26 protein-coding genes, 1 tRNA gene and 1 pseudogene are annotated in these 26,716 nt (G+C 72.7%); 13 read left to right on the top strand and 15 right to left on the bottom strand.

The genetic code is table 11. The features are described 5' to 3' along the window. The first annotated feature begins 176 nt into the window (after nucleotides 1-176). Together D0D15_RS28430 and D0D15_RS28425 are read left to right on the top strand one after the other, a co-directional pair. Complete coding sequence (locus D0D15_RS28430) at nucleotides 177-878, top strand: ATP-binding protein (RefSeq protein WP_115944888.1); 702 nt, start codon at nucleotides 177-179, stop codon at nucleotides 876-878. Then, nucleotides 875-1,525, top strand: a complete 651-nt coding sequence (locus tag D0D15_RS28425; protein WP_094006694.1) for a response regulator transcription factor — start codon at nucleotides 875-877, stop codon at nucleotides 1,523-1,525. Before D0D15_RS28430 ends, D0D15_RS28425 begins: the two co-directional genes overlap by 4 nt. Before the next feature lie 2 nt (nucleotides 1,526-1,527). Here D0D15_RS28425 and D0D15_RS28420 read toward each other — a convergent pair whose 3' ends face one another. Both D0D15_RS28420 and D0D15_RS28415 read right to left on the bottom strand, forming a co-directional pair. Beyond that, nucleotides 1,528-2,286 (bottom strand): ABC transporter permease, encoded by a 759-nt coding sequence (locus D0D15_RS28420; protein ID WP_094006693.1) that lies wholly within the window; start codon nucleotides 2,284-2,286, stop codon nucleotides 1,528-1,530. Then, on the bottom strand, nucleotides 2,286-3,197 hold the full coding sequence (locus D0D15_RS28415) for an ABC transporter ATP-binding protein (RefSeq protein ID WP_094006692.1): 912 nt from the start codon (nucleotides 3,195-3,197) through the stop codon (nucleotides 2,286-2,288). Before D0D15_RS28415 ends, D0D15_RS28420 begins: the two co-directional genes overlap by 1 nt. A gap of 89 nt (nucleotides 3,198-3,286) precedes the next feature. Between D0D15_RS28415 and D0D15_RS28410 the strand changes: the two genes are divergently transcribed. Then, a complete protein-coding gene (locus D0D15_RS28410; RefSeq protein ID WP_094006691.1) occupies nucleotides 3,287-4,066 on the top strand; it encodes a hypothetical protein in 780 nt (259 codons plus the stop codon). Nucleotides 4,067-4,503: 437 nt separating this feature from the next. On the opposite strand, the gene hrpB is transcribed toward D0D15_RS28410, so the two are convergent. Then, the gene (gene hrpB / locus D0D15_RS28405) at nucleotides 4,504-6,867 is read right to left on the bottom strand and encodes an ATP-dependent helicase HrpB (RefSeq protein WP_094006690.1); all 2,364 of its coding nucleotides are present in this window, start codon (nucleotides 6,865-6,867) and stop codon (nucleotides 4,504-4,506) included. 119 nt (nucleotides 6,868-6,986) lie between these two features. On the opposite strand from hrpB, the gene D0D15_RS28400 reads away from it, so the two are divergent. From D0D15_RS28400 to D0D15_RS28390, 3 genes are all read left to right on the top strand, one after another. After that, entirely contained in the window at nucleotides 6,987-7,493 is a 507-nt protein-coding gene (locus D0D15_RS28400; RefSeq protein ID WP_094006689.1) for a MauE/DoxX family redox-associated membrane protein, read from the top strand. A 5-nt stretch (nucleotides 7,494-7,498) separates the two neighbouring features. Beyond that, a complete protein-coding gene (locus tag D0D15_RS28395; protein WP_094006688.1) occupies nucleotides 7,499-8,278 on the top strand; it encodes a DsbA family protein in 780 nt (259 codons plus the stop codon). Between the two features lie 104 nt (nucleotides 8,279-8,382). After that, nucleotides 8,383-8,455: transfer RNA gene (locus D0D15_RS28390), tRNA-Ala, on the top strand. A gap of 215 nt (nucleotides 8,456-8,670) precedes the next feature. Here the strand turns inward: D0D15_RS28390 and D0D15_RS28385 are convergent. The 10 genes and pseudogenes from D0D15_RS28385 to D0D15_RS36440 all read right to left on the bottom strand — a co-directional run bounded on the left by D0D15_RS28385 (nucleotide 8,671) and on the right by D0D15_RS36440 (nucleotide 18,567). Next, entirely contained in the window at nucleotides 8,671-9,705 is a 1,035-nt protein-coding gene (locus tag D0D15_RS28385) for a hypothetical protein (protein WP_094006687.1), read from the bottom strand. A gap of 100 nt (nucleotides 9,706-9,805) precedes the next feature. Continuing rightward, complete coding sequence (locus tag D0D15_RS37320) at nucleotides 9,806-9,958, bottom strand: hypothetical protein (RefSeq protein ID WP_233157366.1); 153 nt, start codon at nucleotides 9,956-9,958, stop codon at nucleotides 9,806-9,808. Between the two features lie 64 nt (nucleotides 9,959-10,022). After that, nucleotides 10,023-10,349: pseudogene (locus tag D0D15_RS37315) on the bottom strand (sulfite exporter TauE/SafE family protein); the annotation flags it as partial. 403 nt (nucleotides 10,350-10,752) lie between these two features. Further along, the gene (locus D0D15_RS28370) at nucleotides 10,753-12,156 is read right to left on the bottom strand and encodes an aldehyde dehydrogenase family protein (protein WP_115944887.1); all 1,404 of its coding nucleotides are present in this window, start codon (nucleotides 12,154-12,156) and stop codon (nucleotides 10,753-10,755) included. Further along, complete coding sequence (locus D0D15_RS28365) at nucleotides 12,146-12,952, bottom strand: SDR family oxidoreductase (protein ID WP_094006685.1); 807 nt, start codon at nucleotides 12,950-12,952, stop codon at nucleotides 12,146-12,148. The genes D0D15_RS28370 and D0D15_RS28365 overlap by 11 nt, the downstream gene beginning before the upstream one ends. After that, complete coding sequence (locus D0D15_RS28360; RefSeq protein ID WP_094006684.1) at nucleotides 12,949-15,015, bottom strand: acetate--CoA ligase family protein; 2,067 nt, start codon at nucleotides 15,013-15,015, stop codon at nucleotides 12,949-12,951. The genes D0D15_RS28365 and D0D15_RS28360 overlap by 4 nt, the downstream gene beginning before the upstream one ends. Further along, a complete protein-coding gene (locus D0D15_RS28355; RefSeq protein ID WP_094006683.1) occupies nucleotides 15,002-16,168 on the bottom strand; it encodes an acyl-CoA dehydrogenase family protein in 1,167 nt (388 codons plus the stop codon). Before D0D15_RS28355 ends, D0D15_RS28360 begins: the two co-directional genes overlap by 14 nt. A 128-nt stretch (nucleotides 16,169-16,296) precedes the next feature. Further along, the gene (locus tag D0D15_RS28350; RefSeq protein ID WP_094006682.1) at nucleotides 16,297-16,893 is read right to left on the bottom strand and encodes a TetR/AcrR family transcriptional regulator; all 597 of its coding nucleotides are present in this window, start codon (nucleotides 16,891-16,893) and stop codon (nucleotides 16,297-16,299) included. 52 nt (nucleotides 16,894-16,945) lie between these two features. Next, nucleotides 16,946-18,400: a cytosine permease gene (locus tag D0D15_RS28345; RefSeq protein ID WP_094006681.1), complete on the bottom strand. Its 1,455-nt coding sequence runs from the start codon at nucleotides 18,398-18,400 to the stop codon at nucleotides 16,946-16,948. After that, entirely contained in the window at nucleotides 18,397-18,567 is a 171-nt protein-coding gene (locus tag D0D15_RS36440) for a hypothetical protein (protein ID WP_167481575.1), read from the bottom strand. Before D0D15_RS36440 ends, D0D15_RS28345 begins: the two co-directional genes overlap by 4 nt. A 162-nt stretch (nucleotides 18,568-18,729) precedes the next feature. Between D0D15_RS36440 and D0D15_RS28340 the strand changes: the two genes are divergently transcribed. Continuing rightward, nucleotides 18,730-20,136, top strand: coding sequence for a flavin monoamine oxidase family protein (locus D0D15_RS28340; protein ID WP_094006680.1), 1,407 nt, complete (start codon nucleotides 18,730-18,732; stop codon nucleotides 20,134-20,136). 77 nt (nucleotides 20,137-20,213) lie between these two features. Here D0D15_RS28340 and D0D15_RS28335 read toward each other — a convergent pair whose 3' ends face one another. Then, complete coding sequence (locus D0D15_RS28335; RefSeq protein ID WP_094006679.1) at nucleotides 20,214-21,011, bottom strand: helix-turn-helix domain-containing protein; 798 nt, start codon at nucleotides 21,009-21,011, stop codon at nucleotides 20,214-20,216. Between the two features lie 90 nt (nucleotides 21,012-21,101). Here D0D15_RS28335 and D0D15_RS28330 point away from each other — a divergent pair, with 90 nt between their 5' ends. The 3 genes from D0D15_RS28330 to D0D15_RS28320 all read left to right on the top strand — a co-directional run bounded on the left by D0D15_RS28330 (nucleotide 21,102) and on the right by D0D15_RS28320 (nucleotide 22,985). Next, nucleotides 21,102-21,491, top strand: a complete 390-nt coding sequence (locus D0D15_RS28330) for a carboxymuconolactone decarboxylase family protein (RefSeq protein ID WP_208646197.1) — start codon at nucleotides 21,102-21,104, stop codon at nucleotides 21,489-21,491. Between the two features lie 17 nt (nucleotides 21,492-21,508). Beyond that, nucleotides 21,509-21,964: a nuclear transport factor 2 family protein gene (locus D0D15_RS28325; protein WP_198958282.1), complete on the top strand. Its 456-nt coding sequence runs from the start codon at nucleotides 21,509-21,511 to the stop codon at nucleotides 21,962-21,964. A 64-nt stretch (nucleotides 21,965-22,028) separates the two neighbouring features. After that, nucleotides 22,029-22,985, top strand: a complete 957-nt coding sequence (locus tag D0D15_RS28320; protein ID WP_094006676.1) for an SDR family oxidoreductase — start codon at nucleotides 22,029-22,031, stop codon at nucleotides 22,983-22,985. A gap of 4 nt (nucleotides 22,986-22,989) precedes the next feature. Here the strand turns inward: D0D15_RS28320 and D0D15_RS28315 are convergent, their stop codons facing one another. Then, nucleotides 22,990-23,628, bottom strand: a complete 639-nt coding sequence (locus D0D15_RS28315) for a TetR/AcrR family transcriptional regulator (protein WP_255407921.1) — start codon at nucleotides 23,626-23,628, stop codon at nucleotides 22,990-22,992. A 516-nt stretch (nucleotides 23,629-24,144) separates the two neighbouring features. On the opposite strand from D0D15_RS28315, the gene D0D15_RS28305 reads away from it, so the two are divergent. From D0D15_RS28305 to D0D15_RS28295, 3 genes are all read left to right on the top strand, one after another. Further along, the gene (locus tag D0D15_RS28305) at nucleotides 24,145-24,540 is read left to right on the top strand and encodes a hypothetical protein (protein ID WP_094006674.1); all 396 of its coding nucleotides are present in this window, start codon (nucleotides 24,145-24,147) and stop codon (nucleotides 24,538-24,540) included. Nucleotides 24,541-24,592: 52 nt separating this feature from the next. After that, nucleotides 24,593-24,949 (top strand): peptidase inhibitor family I36 protein, encoded by a 357-nt coding sequence (locus tag D0D15_RS28300; protein WP_094006673.1) that lies wholly within the window; start codon nucleotides 24,593-24,595, stop codon nucleotides 24,947-24,949. A 104-nt stretch (nucleotides 24,950-25,053) separates the two neighbouring features. Then, entirely contained in the window at nucleotides 25,054-26,598 is a 1,545-nt protein-coding gene (locus D0D15_RS28295; RefSeq protein ID WP_094006672.1) for a substrate-binding domain-containing protein, read from the top strand. Nucleotides 26,599-26,716: the final 118 nt, after the last annotated feature.

Here is a 26,716-nt window from a genome sequence, read left to right as displayed (position 1 = left end):
CCCCCGTTGTCCAAGCCCCAGCCGAGGCGCCAACGGCAGAGCCAGGGAAGGGAACCGCACGGGAAACCACGCAGAGCCAAGGGATACCCCCAACCCGAGCGCACGCGCTACCTCCCGCGCAACTCCCCCCTTCGGACACCCAACCCGGCGCCACCGGAGACAACGCACAGCCGCCGATGGTCGAACGCGCCGCCTACCGTGTGGTCCAGGAGGCGCTCACCAACGTGACCAAGCACGCCCCCGGCGCTCGAGTCACGGTCACGATTCACCGCGCGGCACAGGAGACAGTCGTCCGGGTGTGCAACGGGCCCCCGCCCGCCGGACCGCTACCGGGCATCGTTTCCGGGCGCCGTGGCCTGGAGGGGCTGCGCGAGCGCGTCCGGCTGCTCGGCGGCACCCTCCGTGCCGGGCCGAAGGACGGCGGTTTCGAAGTGGTGGCACGGCTACCGCATGCCTCCGCGCCGGCGCCCGTCCAACCCGTGCAGTCCGAGTCCGCGCGGCAGCACGTCCAGGCGCGGCGCGAGGTGCGCCGGAGGTTGCTGGCCGCGCTGATCGTGCCGCCGTCGATCATGGCGGGGCTCCTCGGCGTGGTGGGAATCGTCTACCAGTACCAGTGGCAGACCTCCGTGCTCGACCCCGCCGACTACGCGCAGCTGCGACCCGGCCAGACCCGCGCCGAGATCGCCCCCGTCCTGCCACAACGGCAACGCGGCCAGCACGTCACCGTGCCCGAGCCGCCCGGGCTGGCGTGCGAGTACTACGGCACCGGCCGCAGCATCGTCCAGCTCCGCCTGGACGCCTACCGGCTCTGCTTCGCGGGCGACCGGCTCGTGAGCAAAGAACTCCTGACCGACGAGCGAGAAGAGAGACCGACGTGATCCGTGTGCTGCTGGCCGACGACGAGGCCATGATCCGGGCCGGCGTCGCGGCGATCCTGTCCGCGGACGGCGACATCGAGGTCGTCGCCGAGGCGGGGGACGGTCGCGAGGCCGTCGAGCAGGCCCGGCGCACCCGTCCGGACGTCGCGCTCGTCGACATCCGCATGCCCCGCCTCGACGGGCTCGCCGCGGCCGAGGAGATCCGCGGCCTGCTGCCCGGCACCGGCGTCATCATGCTGACCACCTTCGGCGAGGACGCCTACATCGAGCGCGCCCTCGCCGGAGGTGCCAGCGGCTTCCTGCTGAAGTCCGGTGACCCCCGCGAACTGCTCGCCGGGGTGCACGCGGTCGCCGACGGGGCGGCCTTCCTGTCGCCCAAGGTGGCGCAGCGGGTGATCGCCCAGATGTCCGGCGACCGCGTGTCCCGGGCCGCGGTGGCCCGGGACCGCATCGCCGTCCTGACCGCCCGCGAGCGCGAGGTGCTCGCGCTCGTCGGCGCCGGGCTGTCCAATGCGGACATCGCCGAGCGGCTGTTCGTGGTCGAGGGCACCGTGAAGGCCTACGTCAGCACGATCCTCAGCCGTCTCGACGTCCGCAACCGCGTCCAGGCGGCGATCATCGCCTACGAAGCGGGGTTGGTGACATGACGTCACGCATCACGTCGCCGCAGCACCTCGTGCCCCACCGCGAGCGCGGCGGCCGCCCATGCGGCGAGGATCAGCATGCCTGCCCAGGACGGGTACGGCGGGACGAGACCGGACACCGGGTTCGGCTGCCCGGACGGCACGAGCGCCGCGGCTCCCGCGACGCCCGGCATGAAGTTCACGACCCCGAGCCCGAGCGAACCGGCCACCATCGCGGACATCAGCATCACCAGGAACGCCACCGTGATGCCGCCCGCGACGCTGCGCAACGCCGTCCCGATCCCGAGGCTCAGCAGCCCGATGAGCGCGAAGTAGGCCCCGTTCGCGGCACACGCCTGGAGGATCTCTCCGGTCGACGCGGCGCGGCCGAAGCCGTCCATCAACGGGGTCGCCCCCGCGATCGCCACCGCCGCCGACACCACGCCCAGCACGAACAACACCGGCGCCAGCACCGCGGCCTTCGCGGCCAGGAAGCGGCTCCGGACGGGCACCCACTGCAACGACGCGCGGATGCTGCCCGTCGCGTACTCGCCGGCGACGAACAGACTCGCCAGCGCGATCACCGCGAACTCGGCGAGGTAGAAGCTGCCGCCAGCCACCAGCTCGGGCGCCGAACCGCCGGTGCTGCGGCTGTAGGCCAGGGAAGTCGCGGACGGCAGCACGAACACCAGCATCAGCACCACCGCCCCGGCCAGGCCCCAGAACGTCGAGCGCACGGACCAGAACTTCGTCCACTCGGAGCGGATCGCCGCGGTCGTCGTCATCACACACCAGCCTTCCGCGCGGAGTCCACGCCGTACTCGACCGCGTCCGCGGTCAGTTCCATGTACGCCTGCTCCAGCGACGCCCGTTCCTCGCTCAACCCGTGCAGCCGGACGCCCCGCTCGAAGGCCAGGTCGCCGATCGACTCGACCGGCACCCCGGTGACCAGCACGGAGTCGCCTTCGATACGGGCGCCGGGCAGCCCCGCGGCCAGCCGCGCGCCATCCGACGGAGTCGCGCACCGGGCGCGCACCACCGATCCGTCGGCGAGCAGCTCACCCAGCGGGGCGTCCGCCAGCAGGCGTCCCTTCCCGATGACGAGGAGGTGGTCCGCGGTCAGCTGCATTTCGCTCATCAGGTGGCTGGAGACCAGGATCGTCCGGCCCTCCGCGGCCAGCGAGCGCATCAGCTGGCGGACCCACCGCACGCCGTCCGGATCGAGCCCGTTCACCGGTTCGTCGAACAACAACACCCCCGGATCGCCGAGCAGTGCCCCGGCGATCCCGAGCCGCTGCCCCATCCCGAGCGAGAACTGGCCGGCACGCTTGCTCGCCACGTCCGTCAGCCCGACCGTGGCCAGCACCTCCTCGACACGGCGATCCGGGATGTCGTTGCTGCGGGCCATCGCCAGCAGGTGTTTGACCGCCGAGCGGCCCGGGTGCAGCGCCTTGGCGTCCAGGAGGGCGCCCACGGTGCGCAGGGGCCACCGCAGCTCGCTGTACCGCTTGCCGTCCACGAGCGCTTCACCGGAGGTGGGGCGGTCCAGCCCCAGCATCATCCGCATGGTGGTCGACTTGCCGGCGCCGTTCGGGCCGAGGAAGCCGGTCACCTTGCCCGGCGGCACCGTGAAGGTGAGCTGGTCCACGGCGGTTTTCTCGCCGAAGCGCTTCGTCAGCGCGTGTACCGTGATCATGGGTTCGACCGTAGGAACCGGACACGCCGGGACGCATCGGCCGAAGGGCGTCCGCCCGACTGCACTTTCGGCAGGGCAGAATGCGGCCCATGATGTCTCGGCGCAGGGTGAGCCCGCTCGACGTGGCCATGCTGGCGCTGGCCGTCGTCTCGGTCGGCCTGGTCGTCTACGTGACGTTCTTCCCGCACTCACCCGAGACCGCGCACCGCATCTTCGTCATCGACACCTCGATCTGCGGGGTGTTCCTGATCGAGTTCCTGTGGCGGTGGTCGCGCACCGGGTGGGACAAGCGCTTTCCGCTGCGCAACTGGTACGAGATCCTCGGCATGATCCCGATCGCGCACCCCGCGCTGCGCAGTTTCCGCCTGCTGAGGATCGTCATCGTGATCGTGCGGCTGGCCCGCACCGCCGATCGCGCGTTCGGCGAGCTGTTCACCCAGCGGCTGGTCGAGCGCATGTCCCGGCCGATCGTGCTGGCCATCAAGAAACCGATCACGATCGCGGTGCTCGACGAGGTGGTCAAGGTCATCGAGACCGGCAACTACCCGGAGAACCTGGCCCGCTCACTCGGCGAGAACCGGGAGACGTTGCGCGCCATCATCACCGAGAAGATCAAGGACGACCCGCAGGCGGGCCGGCTGTCCCGGCTCCCGTTCCACGACGAGATCCTGAGGTCCCTTGTGGACACGACGATGCGCGTCATGCTCGAGGTGCTGATCGACCCGCGGACGGAGGCGTTCTTCGCCCACGTCGTGCGGGAGAACCGGGAGCAGATCCGCCAGGCGGTCGTGCTCGGCCTGCACGAGGACGAGAACGACGAGCTGGAACGCGACCTGCCGGCCCGGCCGGAGCGGTCTTACGGCGCCTGAGGCACCGCGAGCCGGGCGGGCTGGGATTCACGCCCGGCTCCCGCTGCCGGCCCCGCGTCGGCTTGGCGGGGTTCTGTCGCCTTGGACGGAGGCTTGGCGCGGTCCTGCGGCGTGCCGGGCCAGGGGTCGTGCTTGCCTTCCGCTGCTGGACCTGCTTCGGCGTGGCGGGGTTTGCGCGCCTCGGGCGGAGGCTTGGCGCGGTTCTGCGGCGTGCCGGGCTGGGATTCACGCCTGCCTCCCGCTGCCGGCCCCGCCTCGGCGTGGCGGGGTTTGCCCGCCTCGGGCGGAGGCTTGGCGCGGTTCTGCGGCGCGCCGGGCCGCGGATCGTGCCTGCCTTCCGCTGCTTGGCTTGCCTCGAATCGGTGAGGCGTCCGTGCCGACGGTGGGGTCGTCCCGCGGTTCCGCGGCGCCCGAGGGGCGGGCGGTGCCGTGCCACCCTACGGTTCTCGAGGATCCGCGGGCCAGGCGTGCTTGGGATAGCGCCCTCGCAGCTCGGCCCGGACGGCCGGGTATCCGTTCTCCCAGAACGACTCCAGGTCGCTGGTGATCGCGGCCGGGCGGCCGGCGGGGGAGAGCAGGTGCAGCACGACCGGCACTCGTCCGTCGGCGACCGTCGGCGTTTCCCGCCACCCGAACGCGAGCTGCAGTTTCACCGCGAGCACCGGCCGGCCGGTCGAGTAGTCTACCCGGAACCGGGACCCGGAGGGCACCTCGATCCGATCCGGCGCGAGCTCATCCAGGCGGCCGGCCTCGGGCCAGGGCAGCAGACGGCGCAGGGCGGACGCTGTATCGATCCGAGCGAGATCTGCCCGGCGGCGGGCCCGGGACAGCTCGGGCTCCAGCCACTCGTCCACTCTGGACAAGAGAGCGGCGTCGTCCACGGCGGGCCACGGGGCACCGAGGGCATCGTGCAGGAAGGAGATCCGCGCCCGCAAGCGCTCGGCCTCCGGAGGCCAGGTCAGGACGTCCCCGCCCCGGAGCCCGGTGAGCAGGGCCGCACGCACGAGCGCGGGGTCCGGGTCGCGCAGTGGCCGGTCGCGCAGGACGATCGCCCCCAGCCGTCGCACCCGCCGTGCCACCACGTCGCCGTTCCAGGACACGTCGTCCTGTTCGGTCACCAGGTTCGGCGCGGCCCGGACGCCCAGCTCCTCGTCCGCGCGCGCGGCGAGCCGGATGACCCCGTGGGCGCGGCCGGGGTCGCGCGTCGCCTCAGCGACCGCGAGCCACTCGGCGTCACCGAGGCCACTGCCGGCGGGCAGCTCGGCAGCGGTGCCACCGGCCATCAGGTAGACCGGCGAATCCGGCCCCCGCCGCCGGGCCAGTCGTTCCGGGTGGGCGAGCGCGACCACCAGCGCCGGATCGGGTGCGTCCGGACCGCCGGGCACCAGCCGCTCCAAGCGGCGCACCTCGGCGTGCCAGCGGGACCCGCGGTCGTCGCGGAGACGGCGCAGCTCGGCCTCGACATCGGTCAGCGTGCCGCCGGCGTCCATCAGCGCCACCACCTCGGCGGCAGCACGGGCGCCGACCTCGGCGGCCCCGTCGAGCAGCGCACGGGCGAGACGCGGGTGCAGGCCGAGCTCGGCCATGCGACGGCCGCGTTCGGTGACCGTGTGCCCGTCCAGGGCGCCGAGCGTGCGGAGCAGGTCCTGGCCGGCGGCGAGCGGACCGTCCGGTGGCGGATCCCACCAGGACAGGCCCGCGCCGTCCGGTGTCGACCAGCAGGCCAGCTCCAGCGCGAGCCGGGCCAGCTCGGCGGTGCGGATCTCCGGCTCGGGGTAGGCCGGCAGAGCCGCCTGCTCGTGCTGCGGCCAGCAGCGGTACGCGCGGCCGGGCGCCTCGCGCCCGGCCCGGCCGGCCCGCTGCTCGGCGACCGCGGCCGACACCCGGACGGTCGCCAGGCCGGGCAACCCACGGCGGTGGTCCACCCGCGGCACCCGCGCCTGCCCGGAGTCGACGACCGCCCGCACCCCCGGCACGGTCAGGCTCGACTCGGCCACCGCGGTCGCCAGCACTACACGACGACGGTCACCGGGGCGCAGCGCCGCGTCCTGCTTGCCGGGCGCGAGCCGGCCGTGCAGCGGCAGGACGTCCACGCCCGGCAGGTCGAGCATGCCGGCCACCCGGGCGATCTCGCCCGCACCGGGCAGGAACGCCAGGACGTCACCGTCGCCGTCGGCGACCGCCGTGCGCACCGCCCGGGCCACGCACGCCTCGATCCGTTCGCCGCGGGCGGGCGGGAAGTAGGTCGTCTCGACCGGGTACGTGCGGGCCCGCGCGGTGACCACCGGCGCCCCGCCGAGCAGCTCCGCCAGCCGCCCGGAGGCGACGGTGGCCGACGTCGCGAGCAGCCGCAGGTCCTCGCGCAGCCCGCCGCGCACGTCCAGCAGGAGGGCGAGCAGCAGGTCGGCGTCGAGGTGCCGCTCGTGGCACTCGTCGAGCAGCACGGTGGCGACACCGGGCAGTTCGGGGTCGTTCTGGACGCGCCGGACGAGCAGGCCCGAGGTGACCACCTCGACGCGCGTGCGCTTGGACACCTTCCGGTCGCCGCGTACCGAGTAGCCGACCGTCTCGCCCACCGGTTCGCCCAGCAACGCGGCCATGCGGGCGGCCGCGGCCCGCGCGGCGAGACGGCGCGGCTCGGCCACCACGACACGGCCGTCCGAGCGGGCCATCAGGTCCAGCGGGACGAGCGTCGTCTTGCCGGTTCCGGGCGGTGCGACGAGCACCGCGGTGCCGTGGTCGTCCAGGGCGGCGGCGAGCTCGCCGAGGACCGCGCGGACGGGGAGATCGGGCAGGTTCATGGCGACCGCAACCGTAGACGGTGGGTGATGGCTGAGTCCCTGGTCACCCGGACGTATGGCATTCGCGCGCGGGCCCCGGAACTCACAGGTTTCTCAGGGCGGGCCGATAGCCTGGGGCCGTGTTCCGCCCGTCCCCCTCCGTGCTCGACGCCGTCGGCACCCTCGTGCGGCTCGGCCTGGCCGCGGTGTGGCTGGTCTCCGGGATCGTCAAGATCAGCGACTCCGGGCAGACGTACCTGGCCGTCAAGGCCTACGACGTCCTGCCGGACGCGCTGCTGCACCCGGTCGCGACCGCGTTGCCGCTGCTGGAGCTGGTCCTGGGCGCGTTCCTGCTGCTCGGGCTCGCGACGCGCTGGGTGGCCATCGTCTCGGCCGTGCTGCTGGTGGTGTTCATCGCCGGGGTGGCCCAGTCCTGGGCGCGGGGGCTGACCATCGACTGCGGCTGCTTCGGCGGCGGTGGCGAGGTGGCGGCGGGACAGACCCGGTACCCCCAGGAAATCGCCCGCGACGTGGGTTTCCTGGTCCTGGCCTGCTGGCTGATCGTGCGCCCGGCGACCCGCGTCGCGCTGGACGGCTGGCTCCGCGGCGGGGCGCCGCAGGTCGAGATGGAAAAAGAGAGGATCTGAAGAACGTGGGTGGAGCGGAACGGTCCGCGCGCAAGCGCCGCCAGCAGCAGAGCGCTGGGGCCCGGGCGGTGACCCAGGCCCGCGGCGGTGGCGGCCCCAGCCGGAAGACGATCGTGTCGGTGGTCGCCGTGGTGGTGCTCGCCGCCGTGGTCATCGGCGGTGTGATCTGGACCAACGCGTCGAAGAACGAGACCGAGGGCACGACCATCACGCCCCAGACCGCGTCGGCCGCGCTGGACACCGCGGACGAGCGGCGGGGCGTCACGGTGGTCTCGGGCAACGCCGACGCCAAGGTGAAGCTCGACATCTGGGCCGACTTCCTGTGCCCATACTGCGCGCAGCTCCAGCAGCGGTACGGCAAGCAGATCGAGGAGCAGATCCAGGCCGGGAACGTGCAGGTCACCTACCACATGATCCCGCTGCTGACCAAGCAGTCCGACCCGCCGGGCTACTCACTGGACTCGGCGAACGCCTCCCTGTGCGCTGCGGACCAGGGCAAGTTCACCCCGTACCACGACAGCCTGTTCGCCTCGCAGCCCGAGGAGGGCAAGCGCGGCTACGACAAGGCCCAGCTGATCAAACTGGGCCAGGACCTGGGCATCACCGCGCCCGAGTTCGCGACGTGCGTGAACGCCGGCACGTACAACCAGCAGCTCGACGACGCCCTGACCCAGGTCTCGAACGACCCGAACTTCCAGGGCACGCCCACGGTCGTGCACAACGGCCAGGTGATCAACTGGACGCAGGACGGCTGGCTGACGAACCTGGTCAACCAGGCCGGATGACCCCTGGCGGGGGGTCGGTCCCGCAGGACCGACCCCCCGCGCAACGGCCATACCGGTGTCATGTAAAGTAGTCGCAGACGAGATGCGGAGTTCAACTTCGCTCCGGGGCTATGGCGCAGCTGGTAGCGCACCACACTGGCAGTGTGGGGGTCAGGGGTTCGAGTCCCCTTAGCTCCACAGTCGTCAAGATCGTCCGGCCTGCACGTCACCGCAGGTCGGGCGATTTTTTGTTGTGCCGAACAGTCGTCTTTCGTGGATCCGGTTTCAGTTGCCGTTCAGTAGCTGGGGCAGTGCCTGGCCTGGCGGCAAATGGGGGCACGCGAACTGGTCCCAGACGGTCATCCGCGACGCCAGGCCAGGCAATACCGTCAGCGTCTCCGAGCTGTACCGGCTCACCCGGCGTCCACCAGGGGAGTCAGGTGCGCGGCGAAGGCCGCGTCGTCGGGGGTGGTGTAGGACGTGTGCTTGACCCCCCGGTTGCCGGAGGGCACCACGATGGTGAGCTGGCAGTCGTCCACCGTGGGGGCGCCGTCGACGGTGAACTCCGCGACCGGGCGGCCGGTGCGTGCTTCGACGACGGTCACCGCGTAGCGGCCCTGGTAGGTGACGCGCGTGGAGCCGTCCTCGTACTCGCACGACCGGATCGCGGCGGGGGCGGCCTGGCCGATCAGGCGGCTGCACCCGACGAGCTGCACCTCGTCCGCAGGCGGCGGCCAGGCCTCCGCCGAGGTAAAGCCCTGCAGGTAGTCGGGGAAGCCGGACCCCTCGTACACGGCCACGGCGTGCGGCCCCGGGCCGGAGTAGGCGGGTGCTTGGCCGAACGCTTCGCCGCCCGTGCACAGCCGGGCCAGATCGGTGATCTCGCGCGGCCGCTCACCGAAGGCGAGTTCCAGCGCGAGCGGCACCGCGGTGAACCACACGACCAGACCCGACAGGGCCACCGCCAGCGCCCCGGCGGCCAGGCGCGGCGTTCGCCGCGGCGGGTACGGACGCCCCGAGCGGACGGTGCGCACCAGCTCGTCGCGGGCCCACACCCTCCCGATCGGCCGCGAGCCGGTGTCCCAGACGAGCCGCAGACCCTCGGCGACCTCGACCTGCTCCCACCGCAACGCCTCGGGCTCCGCGCCGGGCACCCACACCACCAACCCGCGCTCGGCGGCGCCGAACCAGCACCGGCCGCCGGGCACCGGACCCCACCAGGTCCAGGCCGCCGTCGCCCACAGCAGCGCCGCGTAGCCGAGCACGACCCACCGCCAGGCCGTCGAGTCGTTGAGGACGAGGTAGAACGCCGCGATCCCGGCCGGGACGAGGCCGAGCACGCCCAGCATCGCGCCGGCGACCGGTTCCCGGAAGGTCCGGTGCACTCGAACAAGCCGTCCGAGGCCGGCGGCCTCGGCGTGCTCGGCCAGTACGCGGTTCGTCACCATGTGCCCCCTCATCCGGTTGTCCGGTTCATACCGGACGGCGAGGGCCGGGTGTACCGCCTGTCAGGTTGCGGTCAGTCCAGGCCGGATTCCGGCGCCGACATCAGTCGGTGGCGGTGAACCACAGTTGGATCGCCAAAGCGAGGCCGATCACCGCGACCGTCAGGCGCAGCCCAGCAGCCGGCAGACGGCGGGCGATCCGTGGTCCCAGCGTCGAGCCGACGAACATGCCCAGGCCCAGGGCCGCCGCGGCCATCCCGGTATCGCTGGTGCAAAGCGGTAAGCCGGGGCTGCGCAAGTAACGTCAGCGAGCCGATGAGCACCAGGAACGCCACAACGTGAGCGAACACCCCGGTCGGTGCGGAGAGCAACAGCACCGCGCCCGCCGCGCCGCCGAGAGCGGACAGCGGGACCCAGCGACGCAGCCATGGTCCGTGGCCCGCCAGTTCAGGTTGAGAGACAAGAGCCGCGCCAGGCCAGCATGCCACTCCGGCAACGAGGTTGGTGACGTTCGCCGACAGGGCGGGAAGCCCCGCCACGAGCAGAGCAGGGTAGGAGATCAACGAGGTGATGCCGCCTGCGCTGCCGACCAGTCCGGCGAGTACGCCGGAAGCGGTCAGAAACGCGCCGTCACCGAACCCGATCACGACGCTGGCCGCGCAGCCGAGCAGGTGTCCTGCAGCACGGTCCCCCTACTGAGCATCGCGCCGGTAGATGCCAGCTTCGACGTCGTGACTGCCGGGTCGGCCCTGCGCCGCGCACAGACAGGACCCCCGGCCGCGCCGTGATCGCCCGGCGGGCCCGCGGCCCGCCACCTCCCGCGCCTTCCCTTCCTGGGACGACGACGCGAAAGGAGGTGATCACATGTCTAGTACCAGGTTTCGCCGGCCGCGTGGCGGGAGTTCCTCGCCCAGCACGGTGACGGCGGAGTCATCACGGCAACCGTGACGCGGGTGGTTCCGGTCGGCGCCATCGTCGAACTGCCGTCCGGCGTGCCAGGGCTGCTGCCCGGGCCCGTCCGGACCACGGAAGCCGAGCCCGGCGCACGGGTCAGCCGAGCACACCCTGCACCGCCACGGTTTCGGTGTACTCGCGCAGGCCCTCTTCGCCCAGCTCCCGGCCGATTCCGGACTGTCCGAAGCCCCCGAAGGGGGCGTCGAGGCTGAAGGACGGTCCGTTGACGTCCACCTGGCCCGTGCGCATCCGCGCGGCGAACACCAGTGCCCGCTCGGGCTCACCCCACACCGCGCCGTGCAAGCCGTAGCGGGTGCCGTTCGCGATCCGCAGCGCCTCGTCCTCGTCCCGGTACGGCAGCACCACCAGCACCGGGCCGAACACCTCCTCCTGCGCGATCTCCCAGTCCTCCCCGGCACCCGCCACGACGACCGGCGACGTGAAATGCCCGCGCGGAGGCAGAACGCGCCCGTGCCCGATCACGCGCGCGCCGCGGGCCTGGGCACCTGCCACGAAGGACTCCACCCGATCCCGCTGCGCCGCGGACACCAGCGGGCCGTTCTCGGTGGCCGGGTCGTGGGGATCGCCGACGACCACCGCCGCCATCGCCTCGGCCGCGCACTCGACCGCGGCGTCGTGCTGCGCGGCCGGGACGAGCAGCCGCGTCCACGCGCTGCACGTCTGACCGGAGTTCAGCGTCGCCGAAGCGACGGTGGCCCGCACCGCCGTCACGAGATCCGCGCCGGGCAGCACGACGCTCGCCGACTTCCCGCCCAGCTCGAGGCACACCCGTTTCACCGACTCCGCCGCCCGCGCCATGACGGCCCGCCCGACCGTGGTCGACCCGGTGAACGACACGACGTCGACGCCGGGATGGGACGCCAGCGCCGCGCCGACGACCTGGCCGCGACCCGGCACGACGTTGACCACCCCGGGCGGCAGACCGGCTTCGGCGACGGCCTCGGCGAACAGGCACGTGCTCAGCGGTGTCAGCTCCGCCGGTTTGGCGACCACGGTGCAGCCCGCGGCCAGTGCCGGCGCGACCTTCGCGGCCAGCTGGTACAGCGGGTAGTTCCACGGCGTGATCGCGGCGACCACCCCGGCAGGCACCTCGTGCACGAGCGAAGCGCCCACCTCGCGGACCGGTGACCGGTGCGCGGCGAGATCCGCGTAGTACCGCACCACGTCGATCGCCACGTCCACCTGGGACTCCCGCGTCACCGTGACCGGGCAGCCGACCTCGGCGACCACCCCGGCGACCAGCTCGTCCCGCCGGTCCCGCAACCGGTCGGCGAGCGCGCCGAGCAGAGCCGCACGCTCGGCGTACCCGCGTGCGGCCCAGTCCGGGAACGCGCGCGCTGCCGCTGCCACCGCCCGCGCCACGTCCTGTTCGGTGCCGTCGGCGGCGTGCCCGACGACCTCCCCGGTCGCCGGGTCGGTCACCGGGATGGTGGCCGCCGGCCGGTGCCATTCGCCGTCGATGAACAAGTCAGCGCGCATCAGCGGCCTCCCCGGCACCGAGCTCGGGTCCGTAGACCTGCTTGCCGAGCCACTGTCCACCGTCGACGGTCAGGACCTCGCCGGTGATGTAGGCGGAGCCGTCACCGAGCAGGAACGCGGCCGTCCCGGCGATCTCGTCCGTCCCGGCCATGCGGCGCTGGGGCACGCTGGCCAGGACGCGGTCGCGGCTGGCCTGGTCGCCCCACAGCGCCGCTCCCGCGCCCGCGGTTTCCGTGGGGCCGGGCGCGAGGCAGTTCAACCGCACGCCGCGGCCGGCCCATTCGACGGCCAGGGTGCGGGTCATCGCGAGGACCCCGGCCTTGGCCGCGGCGCTGTGCACCGTGCCGGGGTGGCCGTGCCACGCGTAGCTGGCGATCACCGACAGCACGCTGCCGGACCGTTGTTCGAGCATGACGTCGGCGGCCGCCCGCGTGCAGTGGAACGTGCCGTTCAGCACGATGTCGATCACCGCTCGCCAGCCCCCTGCGCTGAGCCGCTCCCCGGGGCACACGAAGTTGCCCGCCGCGTTGTTGACGAGCGCGTCGATGCGGCCGAACCGGTCGCGCACCGCGGTCATCGCGGCGCTGACCTGGTCGAAGTCGCGCACGTCCACGGTCAGCGCGGTGGCGGTGCCGCCCGCGGCGCCGATGAGGTCCACCGTCTCGGCCAGCGGCTCGGCCCGCCTGCCGAGCACCGCGACGCTGCCACCGCCCGCGGCGTACCGGCGGGCGATGGCGCGGCCGATGCCGGATCCGCCACCGGTGACCACCGCGACGCGTCCCGCGAACTCGCTCATGCCGGTTCCTCCTCGCTGTGCCCGCGGAACACGAGCGCGTCGACGGCGAGCACACCGTCGGCGCCGGCCCGCAGGGGGTTGATCTCGCAGGTCGCGACCGGCATCCGGGACACGGCGGCGATCGCTCGCGCCAGCGCCGGGATGTCCACGCCGGGCGCGCCGCGCCAGCCGAGCAGCCGGGGATGACCGCGCAACCGGGCGAGCATGGCCGTGGCTTCGGCCTCGTCGACCGGGGCCAGTTCCAGCACCGTGTCGCGCCACAACTCGGCCTCGACGCCACCGGAGGAGACGACGACGACCCGCCCGAACACGGGGTCGTGACGCAGGCCCACGAGCACCTCGACCACCCCGGCCCGCTCGTCCATCCGCTCGACCACCACCGAGTCCAGGCCGAGCCGGGCGGTCAGGTCCCGGTGCGCGGCGGCCACCTCCCCGGCGGTGCGCAGCCCGAGCACGACGCCGCCCGCCTCGGTCTTGTGGTCGAGGTCCGCCTTGAGCACCGTGGCACCGGGCCAGCTCGCGGCCAGTGCCACGGCCTCGTCCGCCGACCGCGCGGTGCCGGCCTCCGGCACCGGTATCCCCGCCTCGCGCAGCATGTCGCGGGCCGCGAGGTAGGAACAACGCTCGCCTTCCCCGACCGGGTCCGGGGTGGGCACGTCCCGCGCTACCGCGCGCTCCCACCGCACGCACCCGGCGACCGCCCGCAGGGTCGTCTCCACGTCGGCGAACACCGGGATCCCGCCGCGGACCAGCACGTCGACGGCCGGGCCGTCCTCGGCCATGCTGTGCACGACCACCGGAACCGTCCTCGCGAGCCGGGTCAGCCGGTGCGCGACCGCGCACTCGGCCTCCCGCAACCCCGGACTGTCCACTCCGAACCGTCCGAAGTAGCCGGTGAGCACGACCGCGCCCGCCTCGGGGGCGACTGCCTCCGCGACTGCCGCGTAGGACGACAGATCCTGTTCCCCCGCACCGGCGAGGTCGACCGGGTTGCCGGGCACGGCCGGCAGGGTCTCGGCCAGCCGCGCCCGCGTACCGGACCCGAGCGGGGTGACCCGCAGGCCCGCCGCGGTGGCGACGTCCGCGGCGAGCGCTCCCTGCCCGCCCGAGTCGGAGACGATGACGATCCGGTCGCCGCGCGGGCGCACACCCGCGGCGAGGGTGTGCGCGAGCGCCGCCGCCTCCGCCGGGGTCCGCGCCCGCACCGCGCCGGCGGCGCGACAGGCCGCGTCGAGGACGTCCATGCTGCCGGTGAGCGCCCCGGTGTGGGAACGAGCCGCGGCGCTGCCTGCCGCGCTGTCACCGGCGGCCAGGACCACGAGCGGTTTGCCCGCCTCGCGCAACGCCCTGGCCGCGGACAGGAACCCGGCGGCATCCCGGACCCCTTCGAGGTAGCAGATCACCGCCGTGGTGCCCGGGTGCGCGGCGAGCCCGGCGAGCAGTTCCTCGGACGTGACGTCGGCCTGCACTCCGACCGAGGCGAACCGGGACACGCCCGACCCGTGCCGGTGCAGCAGGTGCGCCAGCTCGGAGCCGACCTGGCCGCTCTGCGTCACGATCGCGACGGGCCCCGGCGCGAAGTGGCCCCACGCCAGCCGCAGCTCCTGCGCACTGTCCACAATGCCCAGTGAGCTGGGACCGAGCAGCCTGGCCCCCGCCGCGCGGGCGCGCCGCGCGAGGTCGCGGAGCAGCGCGGGCCCGCCGGGCAGGCGCTGCACGCCGTCGGTGATGACGAGCACCGCGCGCGACCCGAGGTCGAGCGCGCCGGTCACGGTTTCCCCGACGGCGGTGGCCGGCACCACCACCGCCGTCAGGTCGACCGGCTCGCCCACCTCACGCAGGCTCCGGGCGGCGGGCACCCCGCACACGCGGCCACCGCGGTGGTTGACCAGGTGCACCGCGCGGCGGTCCCGCCCGCTCAACGCGCCGGAGGCGAGCCAGTAACCCCATTTCGCCGGGTTGTCGCTCGCCCCGACGACCGCGACCGAACGGGGCTGCCACAGGGCCGAGAGGTCGTCCGCCCCCGTGGCCGCCTGGCCGGCGACGGTGTCAGCGGCGGTCATCGAGGCTCCGGGAGATGATGAGCCGCTGGATGTCGGAGGTGCCTTCCTCGATCTCCTCGAGCTTGGCGTCGCGCATCCACTTCTCCACCAGGAACTCCCGCGAGTAGCCCCACCCGCCGAGCGTCTGCACCGCGGCCCAGGTGGCGAACATGGCGGTCTCGGAGGCGATGAGCTTGGCCATGGCCGACTCCCGGCCGGCGGGCAGCCCGGCGTCGATGCGCTTGGCCGCGCGCCACGTCATGAGCCGCGCGGACTCGACCCGGGTCGCCATGTCCGCGAGCCGGAAGGCGACCGCCTGGTGTTCGATGATCGGCTTGCCGAACTGGCGGCGCTGGCGCGCGTACTCGGTGGCGTACTCGGTGGCGGCGCGCGCGACACCGGTCGCCGCCGCGGCGAGGATCGTGCGCGACCGGTCGAAGGTGTGCATCAGGCCGCGGAACCCGTCACCCTCGGCGCCGAGCCGGTCCCGTTCGGGCACCTCCACCTCGTCCAGCACGAGCTCGGCGTTGATCAGCGCCCGCTGGCCCATCTTCTTCCACGGCTCGGACACGGTGAACCCGGGAGTGTCGCGGTGCAGGACGAACGCCGTCACCCCACGGGACCGCAGCGCCGGGTCGACGGTGGCGAACACGATGTAGTACTCGGAGGCACCGGCGTTGGAGATCCACGCCTTCCGTCCGGAAAGGACGTACCAATCGCCCTTGCGGACGGCGCGGGTGGTCAGGCTGGCCGCGTCCGAGCCGGTGTCGGGCTCGGTCACCGCGAGGGAGGTCATCGGCGGGCGCGGCGCCCCCAGCGGGGTGAGGTAGCGCTCCCGCTGCTCGCCGGTGCCCAGCTCCAGGATCGGGTGGGCGAAGAACCCGTTGGCGGTCAACAGGTTCCCGATGGCGAGGTCACCCGTGCACAGCTCCTCCTGAACGAGGCACTGCGTGAACACGTCGGTGAAACCGCCGCCCCCGTAGGCCTCCGGGAGCATGAACGAGGTGAGGCCGACCTTCGCGGCCGAATACCAGATGTCCCACGGGACTTCGGTGTCGGCCTCGTCGACCTCGCGCGCGATGGGCCGGATCTCCTGTTCGGCGAAGCGGCGGCACAGGTCGAGGATGTGGTTCTGCTCGTCGGTCAGGGCGACGAGTTCGGTGGGTAGGCGCAAGGGGAGCTCCTCGGAAACGGGGAGGGAATGGGCGAGCACGTGGCCCGGCCCTCAGGCTAATAAATAACTGGCTCGTCAGTCAATAATGCGGACGGGTCGATGCCCGGCCCGGATCGTGCGGGCTTGGGTTACCGGGGCAGGATGACGCGGTCGATGAACGACTGGCAGGTCGTGCGCATCCGCGCCAGGGTCATGTTCCGCGACCCGGCCAGCACCTGGAGCGCCAGCCCGTCCAGCACCGCGACCAGCAGGTTCGCGAGCTCGACCGCGTCGGCGTCACCGATCTGGCCTGCCGCCTGCCCGTCCCGGACGATGCCGGCGATGAGCCGCCGCCACTCGCCGTAGGCACGCTCGTTGAGGTCCTGCAGGTCCGGGTCGTGGATGGCCTCGACCCACAGTTCGGCCCAGACGTGCCAGGACTCGACGGTCTCGTCGTCGGCGGGCAGGTAGGCGTCGACCAGGGCCCGCAGCTTGCTGACGGCGTCGGTGTCGGACTCCAGGATGGCGGTGCGGCGGGCGAACGAACGGGCCACGTTCTGCTCGAACGCGGCGCGCACCAGGTCGCGCTTGTTGGTGAAGTAGTAGTGCAGGATGCCCGAGGACAACCCCGCGACCTTCGCCACGTCGGCGAGCCGCAGCGCGCGGAACCCCTGCTCGGCGATGACGTGGCACGCCGCCTGCAGGATCTGCTCACGCCGTTCCGCTTCGACGTTGGGCCGCGGCATGCGTACTCCTTCTTCGCCCGGTGGCAGCGCGACCCAGTGTAGTGGAATTGATTCACGCATCAGTCAGTTGATCCGCCGGCGCGTACCCGCCCCTGGCCCGGCGCCGCACGATCAGCACGGTCAGGACGTAGTGCAGGACCCCGGAGACGACGACCGCGGGCAGCGACGCGGTCAGGTACCGGAACGGCCCGGCCGGCTCGTAGGTCACCGGGTTGAGCAGCAGCGCGTAGGTGACCGCACCCGCCGCGACCGCGACGAAGGCGGCGGGGTTGAACCCGCGCCAGAAGCCGTAGCAGGACTCCCGGTTGGGCAGATACAGGTCCCGCACGCGCAACCGCGCGCGCCGCAGCACGAAGTAGTCGACGACCTGGACCGAACACAGTGGAGCGACCAGGATCGCTCCCCAGGAGACGAACCGCGAGTAGTTGTCGTAGACCGCGGCGGGGAAGAACACGAGAACCGCGGCCGGCGCGAGGATCCCGGCGGCCATCAGCGCCCACGGCACGCGGCGCAGCAGCCGCCCGCCGCCGCCCTTGAGCGCGACCAGCGACGAGTAGCCCTGCGCCACGACGCTGGTGATGTTGGCGAAACCGACGAACGCGAGGGCGAGCACGCCGAGCGCGGCACCACCGAGCGGCACCATCCACATGGTCGGGTCCTCGGAGGCGAGCGCCAGCGCGGCGAAGGCGCCGACGACCGCCGCCAGCACCGAGGTGAAGAACAACCCCACCATGTTGGGCCAGAACGCCGCGCGGGAGGTGCGCGTCAGGCGCGCGAGGTTGCCGACGTTGGGCCACCACGCGAACCCGCCCGCGATGTTGAGTTCGACGGCGAGCACGAAGTCCAGGTGCGCGTCGCCCGAGGACGCCAGCGGCGGGATCGCGGCCAGTTCCGACCACGAGGTCTGCGTGAAGATCAGCACGAGCATGCCGGTCGTGACGATCACCAGCCCGGGCGCGACGATCCGGTTCACCCACTCCACCGACACCGGGCCGCGGGCGAGCACGAGCCAGGACACCAGCACCGCCACGAGCGCGATCAGGCTGACCACGATGCCCGAGCTGTCGATGTCGGCCGAGAACACCTGCTCGGCGACGTTGCCCAGCGCGTGCCCGCACATGATCGCGAGCACCGCCGCCCACGCCGCCGCGAGCAGCGTCGACATGGTGATCATCAGCAGCCGGGCGCCACCGGAGCCGAATACGCTGCGCAGCGCCGTGAACTGCTCGATACCGTACTTCGCGCAGGGCAGGCACGGCGCGAGCGCGACCAGCAGCACGCTGATCCCGTAGCCGACGACGATACTGGCGATCCCGGCCTCGGCGCCCACGTAGAGGGCGACCGCGCCGCCCTGCAGGAACGCCCACGTGGCGATCGACAGGCCCACGTTCACCGAGGAATAGCCCCAGAAACCCCACAACCGTTCGCGCCGCAGCAGGGGCAGTTCGTTGAGGGTGGCGTCGGTGCCGGCGGACTCCGTGCCGCCGGTCCTGGCGGGTGCGCTCATGCCGGGTACCCCCACCAGATCAGCAGCACGCTCACCACGGCGAGCACGACGGCGGCCAGCACGACGTCGCGCCACGGCAGGTCGGGCAGGTAGGTCTCGTCGCTGTCGGGACTTTCGAGCAGGGCGAGCCGGTGTTCCAGCTCGGCTTCGAAGGAGGACTCGGGCACGGCGGGGACTCCTCATAGTTGATTGGCGGATTAGTTATGGGAGTGTGTGATCTGGTCCACATGCCTGTCAAGAGCCAATGAGCGGCAAGGTCGAGGCCGTGCCGGGCCAGGAGGGGCGGGAAGATAGTTGACTGGCGAATCAGGAAACTTCACGATGGGGGCATGACCGTCGCCGCTCTGCCCTCCCGGGTCCCCGTCGTCGTCGTGGGTGCCGGGTACGCGGGCCTGTCCGCCGCGCTGACCCTGCACGACGCCGGGGTGCCCGCCCTGGTCCTGGAAGCCGCCGACCGCGTCGGCGGCCGGATCCTCTCGCAGCCCACGTCGTCCGGCGTGGTCGTGGACCACGGCGGCCAGTGGGTCGGGCCGACCCAGCGGCACCTGCTCGGCTGGGCGGAACGGTTCGGCTGCGCCACCTTCCCGACGTGGGAGACCGGCGCCCACCTGGAGCTGTGGCACGACGGTGCGCTGCACCGCTACACCGGGGACGGATCGGACGGCGCGCCCGGCCTCGCCGAGTACGCGGCCGCGACGGCGAGGCTGGACGAACTGGCCAGCCGGGTGGACACCGGCGATCCCGGCGCCGGTCCCGACGCCGCGGCGTGGGACGCCGAGACCGTGGAGACGTACCTGTCGCGGGAGGTCGCGTGCCCGGACGCGCGGCGCAGGCTGGCGCTGGCGGTGCAGGGCGTGTGGGCCGTGGAGCCGCGCGAGATCTCCCTGCTGCACCTGCTGTTCTACATCGCCAGCGCGGGTGGGTTCGACCAGCTGATGCAGACCCGGGACGCCGCGCAGGACGCGCGGTTCGTGGCGGGGGCGCAGGCACCGGCGCTGGCCGCGGCCCGGCGGCTGGGGGACGCCGTCGTCCTGGGGACACCGGTCGAGTCGGTCGACCAGGACGGTGACCGGGTGCTGGTGCACACCGCGCGCGGAACCGTCCACACCGGACGGGTGGTGGTGGCGACACCGCCACCGGCGACCGCCGCGATCCGGTTCCGGCCGGGGCTGCCGACGGCCAGGGCGCGCTGGGTGCAGCGCAGCGTGATGGGCGATGTGGCGAAGGTGCACGCCGTGTACGCGGAGCCGTTCTGGCGGGACGAGGGCCTGTCCGGCATCGCGTCGCTGTACGGGGAGGACGCGGTGGGGGTGGTGTTCGACAACTCGCCACCGGACGCCGGGCCCGGGGTGCTGGTGGGCTTCGTCTACGGCGACCGCCTGCGCGCCTGGTCCACACTGGACGGAGCGGCCAGGCGGGCGGCGGTGCTGGCCACGCTGACGCGGTTGTTCGGGCCACGCGCCGGGGAACCGGTGGAGTACGTGGAGAAGATCTGGCCGGAGGATCCGTGGGCCCAGGGCGGGTACGCGGCCAACCCCACGCCCGGCGCGTGGATCGCCCACGGCAGCTCCGGCTGGCGGCGCCCGTGCGGCCGGATCCACTGGGCCGGGACCGAAACCGCCGACCGCTGGAACGGCTACATCGACGGCGCGATCTCCTCGGGCGTGCGGGCAGCCGGAGAAATCCTCGCGGCGGAGCGCACTGCCGCCGCCGAGGTCGGCTGCCTCGGGTCCTGAACCGGTTCGACCAGCAGCACTCCCAGCGCCTGCTGCGCTGCATTACGTCAAGGTTCCGCGACAGTCGCGCAGGGACGTCACGGTGCGGCGGCTGACAACAGCCGCAGCGCGGCCTCCGTCGTGCTGTCCTTGGCCGGGGTGAGGGTGACCAGCCGCTGCCGGGTGTCCCCGGGCAGCTCGAAGTTCTCGTAGTGGAAGGTCAGCACCCCGGCGCCGGGATGCCGGAAGCTCTTCGTCCCGAACGCCCGCAGTTCCACGTCCCCCGTGTGCCACCACCGCCGGAACTCCTCGCTCCGTGCGGACAATTCGGCCACCAGCGCGGCGAGATCCTCGTCATGGGGATGCCGGCCGACCGCCAATCGCAGCTGTGCGGCCGTCGCCGCGGCCACTTCTTCCCACTCCACGTAGCGGTCCCGGGCCGCCGGGTCCAGGAACAGTGTGCGCGCGAGGTTCCGCGCCTCGCCGAACAGCCGGTGCGCGAGCGCGTTGGCGGCCAGCACGTCGAACCGGTCGTTGATCACCAGCGCCGGCACCAGATCGATCAGGTCGAGCATGCGCCGCAGCTGGGGCCGCACCGATTCGGCCGCGCGGGTGCCGTGCCGGGGTGGGCGGGCCAGGGCGCGCAGGTGATCGCGCTCCACGGCGTCCAGGCGGAGCGTGTCGGCGATGGCGTTCAGCACCTCGTCGGATGGATGGCTGGCCCGCCCCTGCTCCAGCCGCTGGTAGTACTCCACGCTGATCCCGGCCAGCTGCGCGAGCTCCTCCCTGCGCAGGCCAGGCACACGCCGCCGGCTGCCGGGGCGCAGCCCCACGCTCTCCGGAGTGACCCGCGCGCGCCGCGACTGGAGGAACTCACCCAACCGGACCTCTGCCATGCCGCCAGTATGCCTTCGCAGCCTGGCCCTGCCAGTACCCGTACAACCAGGGGTCTGGGTCGCGCCGGCCCCGCCCGGCACGCTCCGAACATGACCGAGCGCTTCCAGCGCGGGCTGGCCCGCCAGCAGGAGATCGGCGGAGCCGGTCCGCGGCGACGGGCCTACGACGCGCTCGCCGACGTCGCCCCGGACCTGAGCCGGCTCGCCGTCGAATTCGCCTACGGGGACATCCACTCCCGCCCCGGCCTCGACGCCGGGCAACGGGAGCTGGTCATCCTGGGCGCGCTGATCGCGACCGGGGGTGTCGAGCCCCAGCTGGAGGCGCACATCGGCTCCGCGCTCGGCGCCGGCCCGACGCCGCGCGCCGTGGTGGAAGCGGTCATGCAGGCGATCCCGTACGCCGGGTTCCCCCGTGTGTTCGCGGCCATGGCGATCGTCCGTCGCGTCTTCGCCGAGCGCAATCTGTTGCCCCTGCAATGATCATTGGAGAAGAGACCGTGAGCACCGCCCAGGACCGCGCCGACGTCATCGACACCTGCACCCGGATGATGTGGCTGGTCGACATCCGCGATTGGGACAGCTTCACCGAGGTCTTCGCCGACCGGGTGACCCTCGACTACACCAGCATCTACGGCGGCGAGCCCTGGACGCAGACCCCGGACGAGGTCAAGGCCCAGTGGTCGGCCCTGCTCGGCGCCTTCGACGCCACGCAACACCTGCTCGGCAACCACCTCGTGACGGTGGACGGGGACAGCGCGGTGCTCACCGCCGTGTTCCAGGCCACCCACCTGCTGGCCACCACGTTCGGCTCACCGCGCTGGACCCTCGGCGGCACCTACCGCTTCGGGCTGGTCCGGGTGAACGGCCGGTGGCTGATCAACGAGGTCGTGATGACGGCGACCTGGGCCGACGGGAACAAGGACATCCTCACCATCGCCGCCGGCCGCCAGTGACTCCAGCTTGACACCTGTCAGATTAAGCCTAATCTGACAGGTGTCAGCCCGGAGAGGAGCGACCATGGCCAGGTCCACATCGGACATCCAGATTCCCGGGCTCGCCGGCAAGCTCGCGGTGGTCACCGGAGCCAGTGACGGCGTCGGCCTGGGGCTGGCGGCCCGGCTCGCCGCCGCGCGCGCTGAGGTCGTCATGCCGGTCCGCAACCGGCGCAAGGGCGAGGCCGCGATCGCGAAGATCCGCCGCCGGTACCCGGACGCCGAACTCTCGCTGCGGGACCTGGACCTGTCCTCGCTGGCTTCCGTCGCCGCGCTGGCCGGCCGGCTCACCGAGGAGGGGCGGCCGATCCACCTCCTGGTCAACAACGCCGGCGTGATGACCCCGCCCGACCAGCAGACCACCGCGGACGGGTTCGAGCTGCAGTTCGGCACCAACCACCTCGGGCATTTCGCCCTGGTGGCCCGGCTGCTGCCGCTCCTGCGCGCGGGGAACGCCCGGGTCACTTCGCAGATCAGCATCGCCGCCGGCCGGCATTCCATCAACTGGGAAGACCTCCACTGGGAGCGCAAGTACCACGGCAACCGGGCCTACAGCCAGTCGAAGATCGCGTTCGGGCTGTTCGGCCTCGAGCTGGAGCGGCGCAGCCGGGACAGCGGCTGGGGCATCACGAGCAACCTGTCCCACCCCGGCGTGACACCCACGAACCTGCTCGCCGCGCGCCCGGAGGTCGGCCGTGACCGCGACACCGCGCTGGTGCGGGTGATCCGTGCGCTGTCCGCGCGCGGCATCCTGTTCGGCACGGTCGAGACCGCGCTGCTGCCCGCCCTCCACGCCGCGACGTCACCCGCTGCCGAAGGCGGCCGCCTCTACGGGCCCAGCGGTTTCCGCCACCTCTCCGGCCCGCCGGCCGAACAGGAGCTGTACTCGCGCCTGCGCAGCGCCGATGACGCTCGCCGCATCTGGGCGATTTCCGAAGAACTGACCGGCCTGCGGTTCCCGGCCGCGCGGACCCTCGCCTGACAGTTCAGCGCGGGGGACGGCCGAGCAAGCCGTCCGCGATCAGGTCCGCGAGCTCGCGCGCGGTGCGGGTCTGGCTTTCCCGCGTGACCCGCTGGGGGCGGCCGAGCCGGTGGGCGAGCGGGAGCTGCACCAGGGCGGCGACCGGGCTGATCACGGCGAAGAAGAGCACGTCCATGGGCACGGTGGGCATCCGGCCGGCCGCCATCAGCCGGTCGACGGCCGGAACCAGCGGCTCCAGCGTCGGCGCCAGGTACTTCTCGTAGAGGTAGTCCAGGCGTTCGGACTCGCGGCTGAACTCGTCCGCCAGCAGCCGGCCGAGCAGCGGCGCCTCGACCGCGGACTGGTAGAAGTGCCTGATCACGGCGCGAACCCGCTCGGCGTCGTCGACGTCGGCTTCGACGAGCCGCCGGCGTTCCCGCTGGTCGCGTTCGAGCAGCGAATCCACCACGGCCCGCCAGAAGCCGGCCTTGGATCCGTAGCGGTCGTTGATGAAGTTGTGGCTGACGCCGAGGCGCCTCGCCAGCTCCCTGGCCGAGGCCCGGTCGTAGCCGAGCTCGGCGAAGGCTTCCATCCCCCGCCGGAGGATTTCGGCCTCGGTGGGGACCGGGGGTGTGCCCGCCCCGGGACGGCCTCGTCCACGCACCGCGCCGGTCACCGGCTCGTCCCCCGTTCTCTCCGGGCACCCTGACGACTGTCAGAATACGCCCGTCAGGCGGCGCAGCGGTTCCGCGGCCGCGATTCCCCAACTCACACTCGAAAGTGGTTCTCCCGCCCGCGACATACCGGCTGGGCAGTGCCGTCTCCCCTCCAGACGATCCCGGGCAGGAGGAGCAGGGGGCAGCATGAACTGGCGCAGCCGGATACGCGTGGCGAACGGCCTTGCCGTGGCCCGGTGCTACCGTCGCACGGTGTGCGACTGCGGGCGCCGGCAGCGCAGGCTGTGGGTGTTCGGCACGCCGCTCCACGACGAAACCGGCGCCACCCGGCCGCGGCGTGACATCCGGCGCGCGCTGCGGGCGGAGGTGCGGGCGTGGCAGCCGGACCGGGCGTGTGATCGGTGCGCCCGCCGTGATCCTCCACAATGGATCGGCTGCGGGGGAACCGGACGGGCCCGCGGCGCGTCCACGGGGTGACCCGCCCACACCGGAAAGGACCTCCGATGGCCCAGCCGTATCCCGCGCCCGCTCCGCGTCGCCGATGGCCGCTCGTGGTGGTCGCGCTGGTCGTGGGACTGGTGGTCGGCGCGGGAGCCGTGGGGCTCGTCTGGATCGGGTCCGGCCCGGATGCCGCCGGATCCGACGCCGAGGCCGCTTGTGCCGCCGTGGCACGCACCACGGCGCTCGATCCGCAGACGCAGTACGCCGGGTTCCAGCGCTGGGGTGCGGCGGCGCAGCTCGCGGCCGCGGCGGCCGAGCAGGAACCGCGCTACCGGACGCTCGCCGACGCGTTGCAGGCGCCGGTCGACATCGTGATGCGGTCGTTCGCCGCGGCGGGGCCGGAGTTCGACGTGGCGGTGGCCCGGGCCAGGTCCGCCTGTGCGGATCTCCAGGGGTAGCTCGATGCGGTGATGAGCGCGTCGTTCCGCGGCGGGCGGGTATCGGGGTGCCATGCGTGCCTCGGTGTTCCTCGCCGTTCTGGCGATCGCCCTCGTGCCGGCCACCGCTGCCGCGCAAGGGGTTTCCCCGTTCGACGGCCGGGACTGCCCGCGGAGCAGCCTGTGCCTGTACCGCGACCACGGCTTCACCGGCGGCGGCCTGGCCCTGCAGCCGGGGGACCGGGTCGGCGACCTCGGCACCCACGACCTCGCCGACGTGGTCTCGTCGTGGACCAACGACAGCGGCGTCACCTGCACCTGGTACGAGAGCCCGGATTTCTACGGCAGGGCGCACGAGATGCTCGACGGCTTCCGCGTCGAGCTGCCCGCGCCGGAGGACGACACGCCCTCGTCGGTCGCCTGCGCCTGACGCCCGGGTGAACAACTGCCGAACAGCTCGGACGACCCTGATCTTCCGGGCCGCGCTCGCACAAGATGGATGTCTCGTCCTGTGTCCCCAGCGCGGAGGCCCGGTTGTCCAACTTTCCCTGGGAGATCGTCCTCGCGGTGCTGGCGCTCGTGGTGCCGGTGTTCGCGTTTCTGTGGGAGTTCGTGTTCGTCGGGCGCAAACGGCTCGGCTACCGCGTGCAGGTGGACACGACCGCGCGGCAGGAGGTCGCCGCGGAGAACGCGGGCGCGCTGCAACGCCTGGACGACAAGGACGGCAAGGCACTGACCGACCCGTCGTTCGTGCTGGTGCGCATCGAGAACACGGGCACCACGAACATCGACAGCCACGACTACGCCGTCCTGGGCAACGTCCAGGCCGGCGTGAAGATCAACTTCCCGGACCGCCGCGTCGCCGGGATGGTGGTGACCGAGCTGAGCGACGAGTTCCTGCGGGAGAACTTCGGCGAGAACTCCGGTCTGGGCGTGGACAACATCGTCGACGGTGACGGGCGCCACGTCGGGGTCATCCAGCTGCCCAAGGTGCCGCTGAACCAGGGGCAGCACTACAAGGTCCTCGCGGTGCTCGACCGGGCCGGGCCGAAGGTGAAGAAGTGCCCGGACCCCGAGGTGATCGCCGGAATCAAAGGCGGCGTGCGCAACGGCGCGATCCGGGAGACCAAGAGCCGCACCGGAATTCCGCGCTGGCTGACCGTGCTGGTGTACCTGCTGGTCTCGATCGCGCTGGCCGAGCCGTTCGTCATCGGGCTGGCGACCGCGGATCCGCCGCCGCTGGACTGCGCCAGGGGCACCCTGACCATCACCGGTTCCACCGCGTTCGCGCCGGTCGTGCAGGAGGCGGCCGCGGCGTACGCGAACACCTGCCGCGAGGCGAGGTTCGCCATCGAGATGGCGGGCAGCTCGGCCGGTCTGGACCGGCTCAACCAGCAGCGGGGCGCGGACATGCTCGCGTTCTCCGACGGCGTGAAGGGCAACCGGTCGCCGCAGTTGCTGCCGCGGCCGATCGCGTTCCTGTTGTTCACCGTCGTCGTCCACCCGGACGCCGGGGTGCGGGACCTGACCCTGGCGCAGCTGCGCGACGTCTTCGCCGGGCGGGTCCGCAACTGGCGGGAGCTGGGCGGCGCGGACCAGGAGGTGCGGATCGTCGACCGGGAAGCGCTTTCCGGCACGCGGACGACGTTCGAGCAGCAGGTGCTCGGCGCGATCGAGCCGGGGGAGAACTCCAACGACTGCGTCGAACCGAAGGCGCCGGCCCCGGCGACCGACGTGGTCCGCTGCCGCCGCAACGACACCCGCTCGCTGCTCGACGCGGTGGCCGGTACTCCCGGCGCGATCGGTTACAGCGAACTGGGCGCCGCGGCGAGCCGCCCGGATGTGGCAACGGTCTGGATCGACGGCCAGAGCGCGACGCTGGAGGCCGCCGACCACGGCGCCTACCCGTTCTGGCAGACCGAGTACGCCTACACCTACGGCGAGCCGAAGGCCGACTCGCTCGCGGCGAGCTTCCTGCGCTACCTGACGAACCAGGTGGGGGCCGACATCGTCCGCTCCCACGGCGACCGGCCGTGCGCCGAGCTGGCGAACCCGGTGCTGTGCCGGCCGCAGAGGTGATGGGGTGGCAGCGCGGCCCGGCGGGCGGTGGGCCGTGGTGGCGGTTTCCGCCACGACCCGTGTTGCGCGGGCCGGCGGGGGGATGGGGGGCGCTGGTTTGTCCGGGCGGCGTGGTGGG

The organism is Amycolatopsis thermalba (assembly GCF_003385215.1).
Classification (GTDB): Bacteria; Actinomycetota; Actinomycetes; order Mycobacteriales; family Pseudonocardiaceae; genus Amycolatopsis_E; species Amycolatopsis_E thermalba.
Note: the sequence above shows the minus strand (reverse complement) of the source record. Positions and strands in the feature narration are given on the sequence as shown.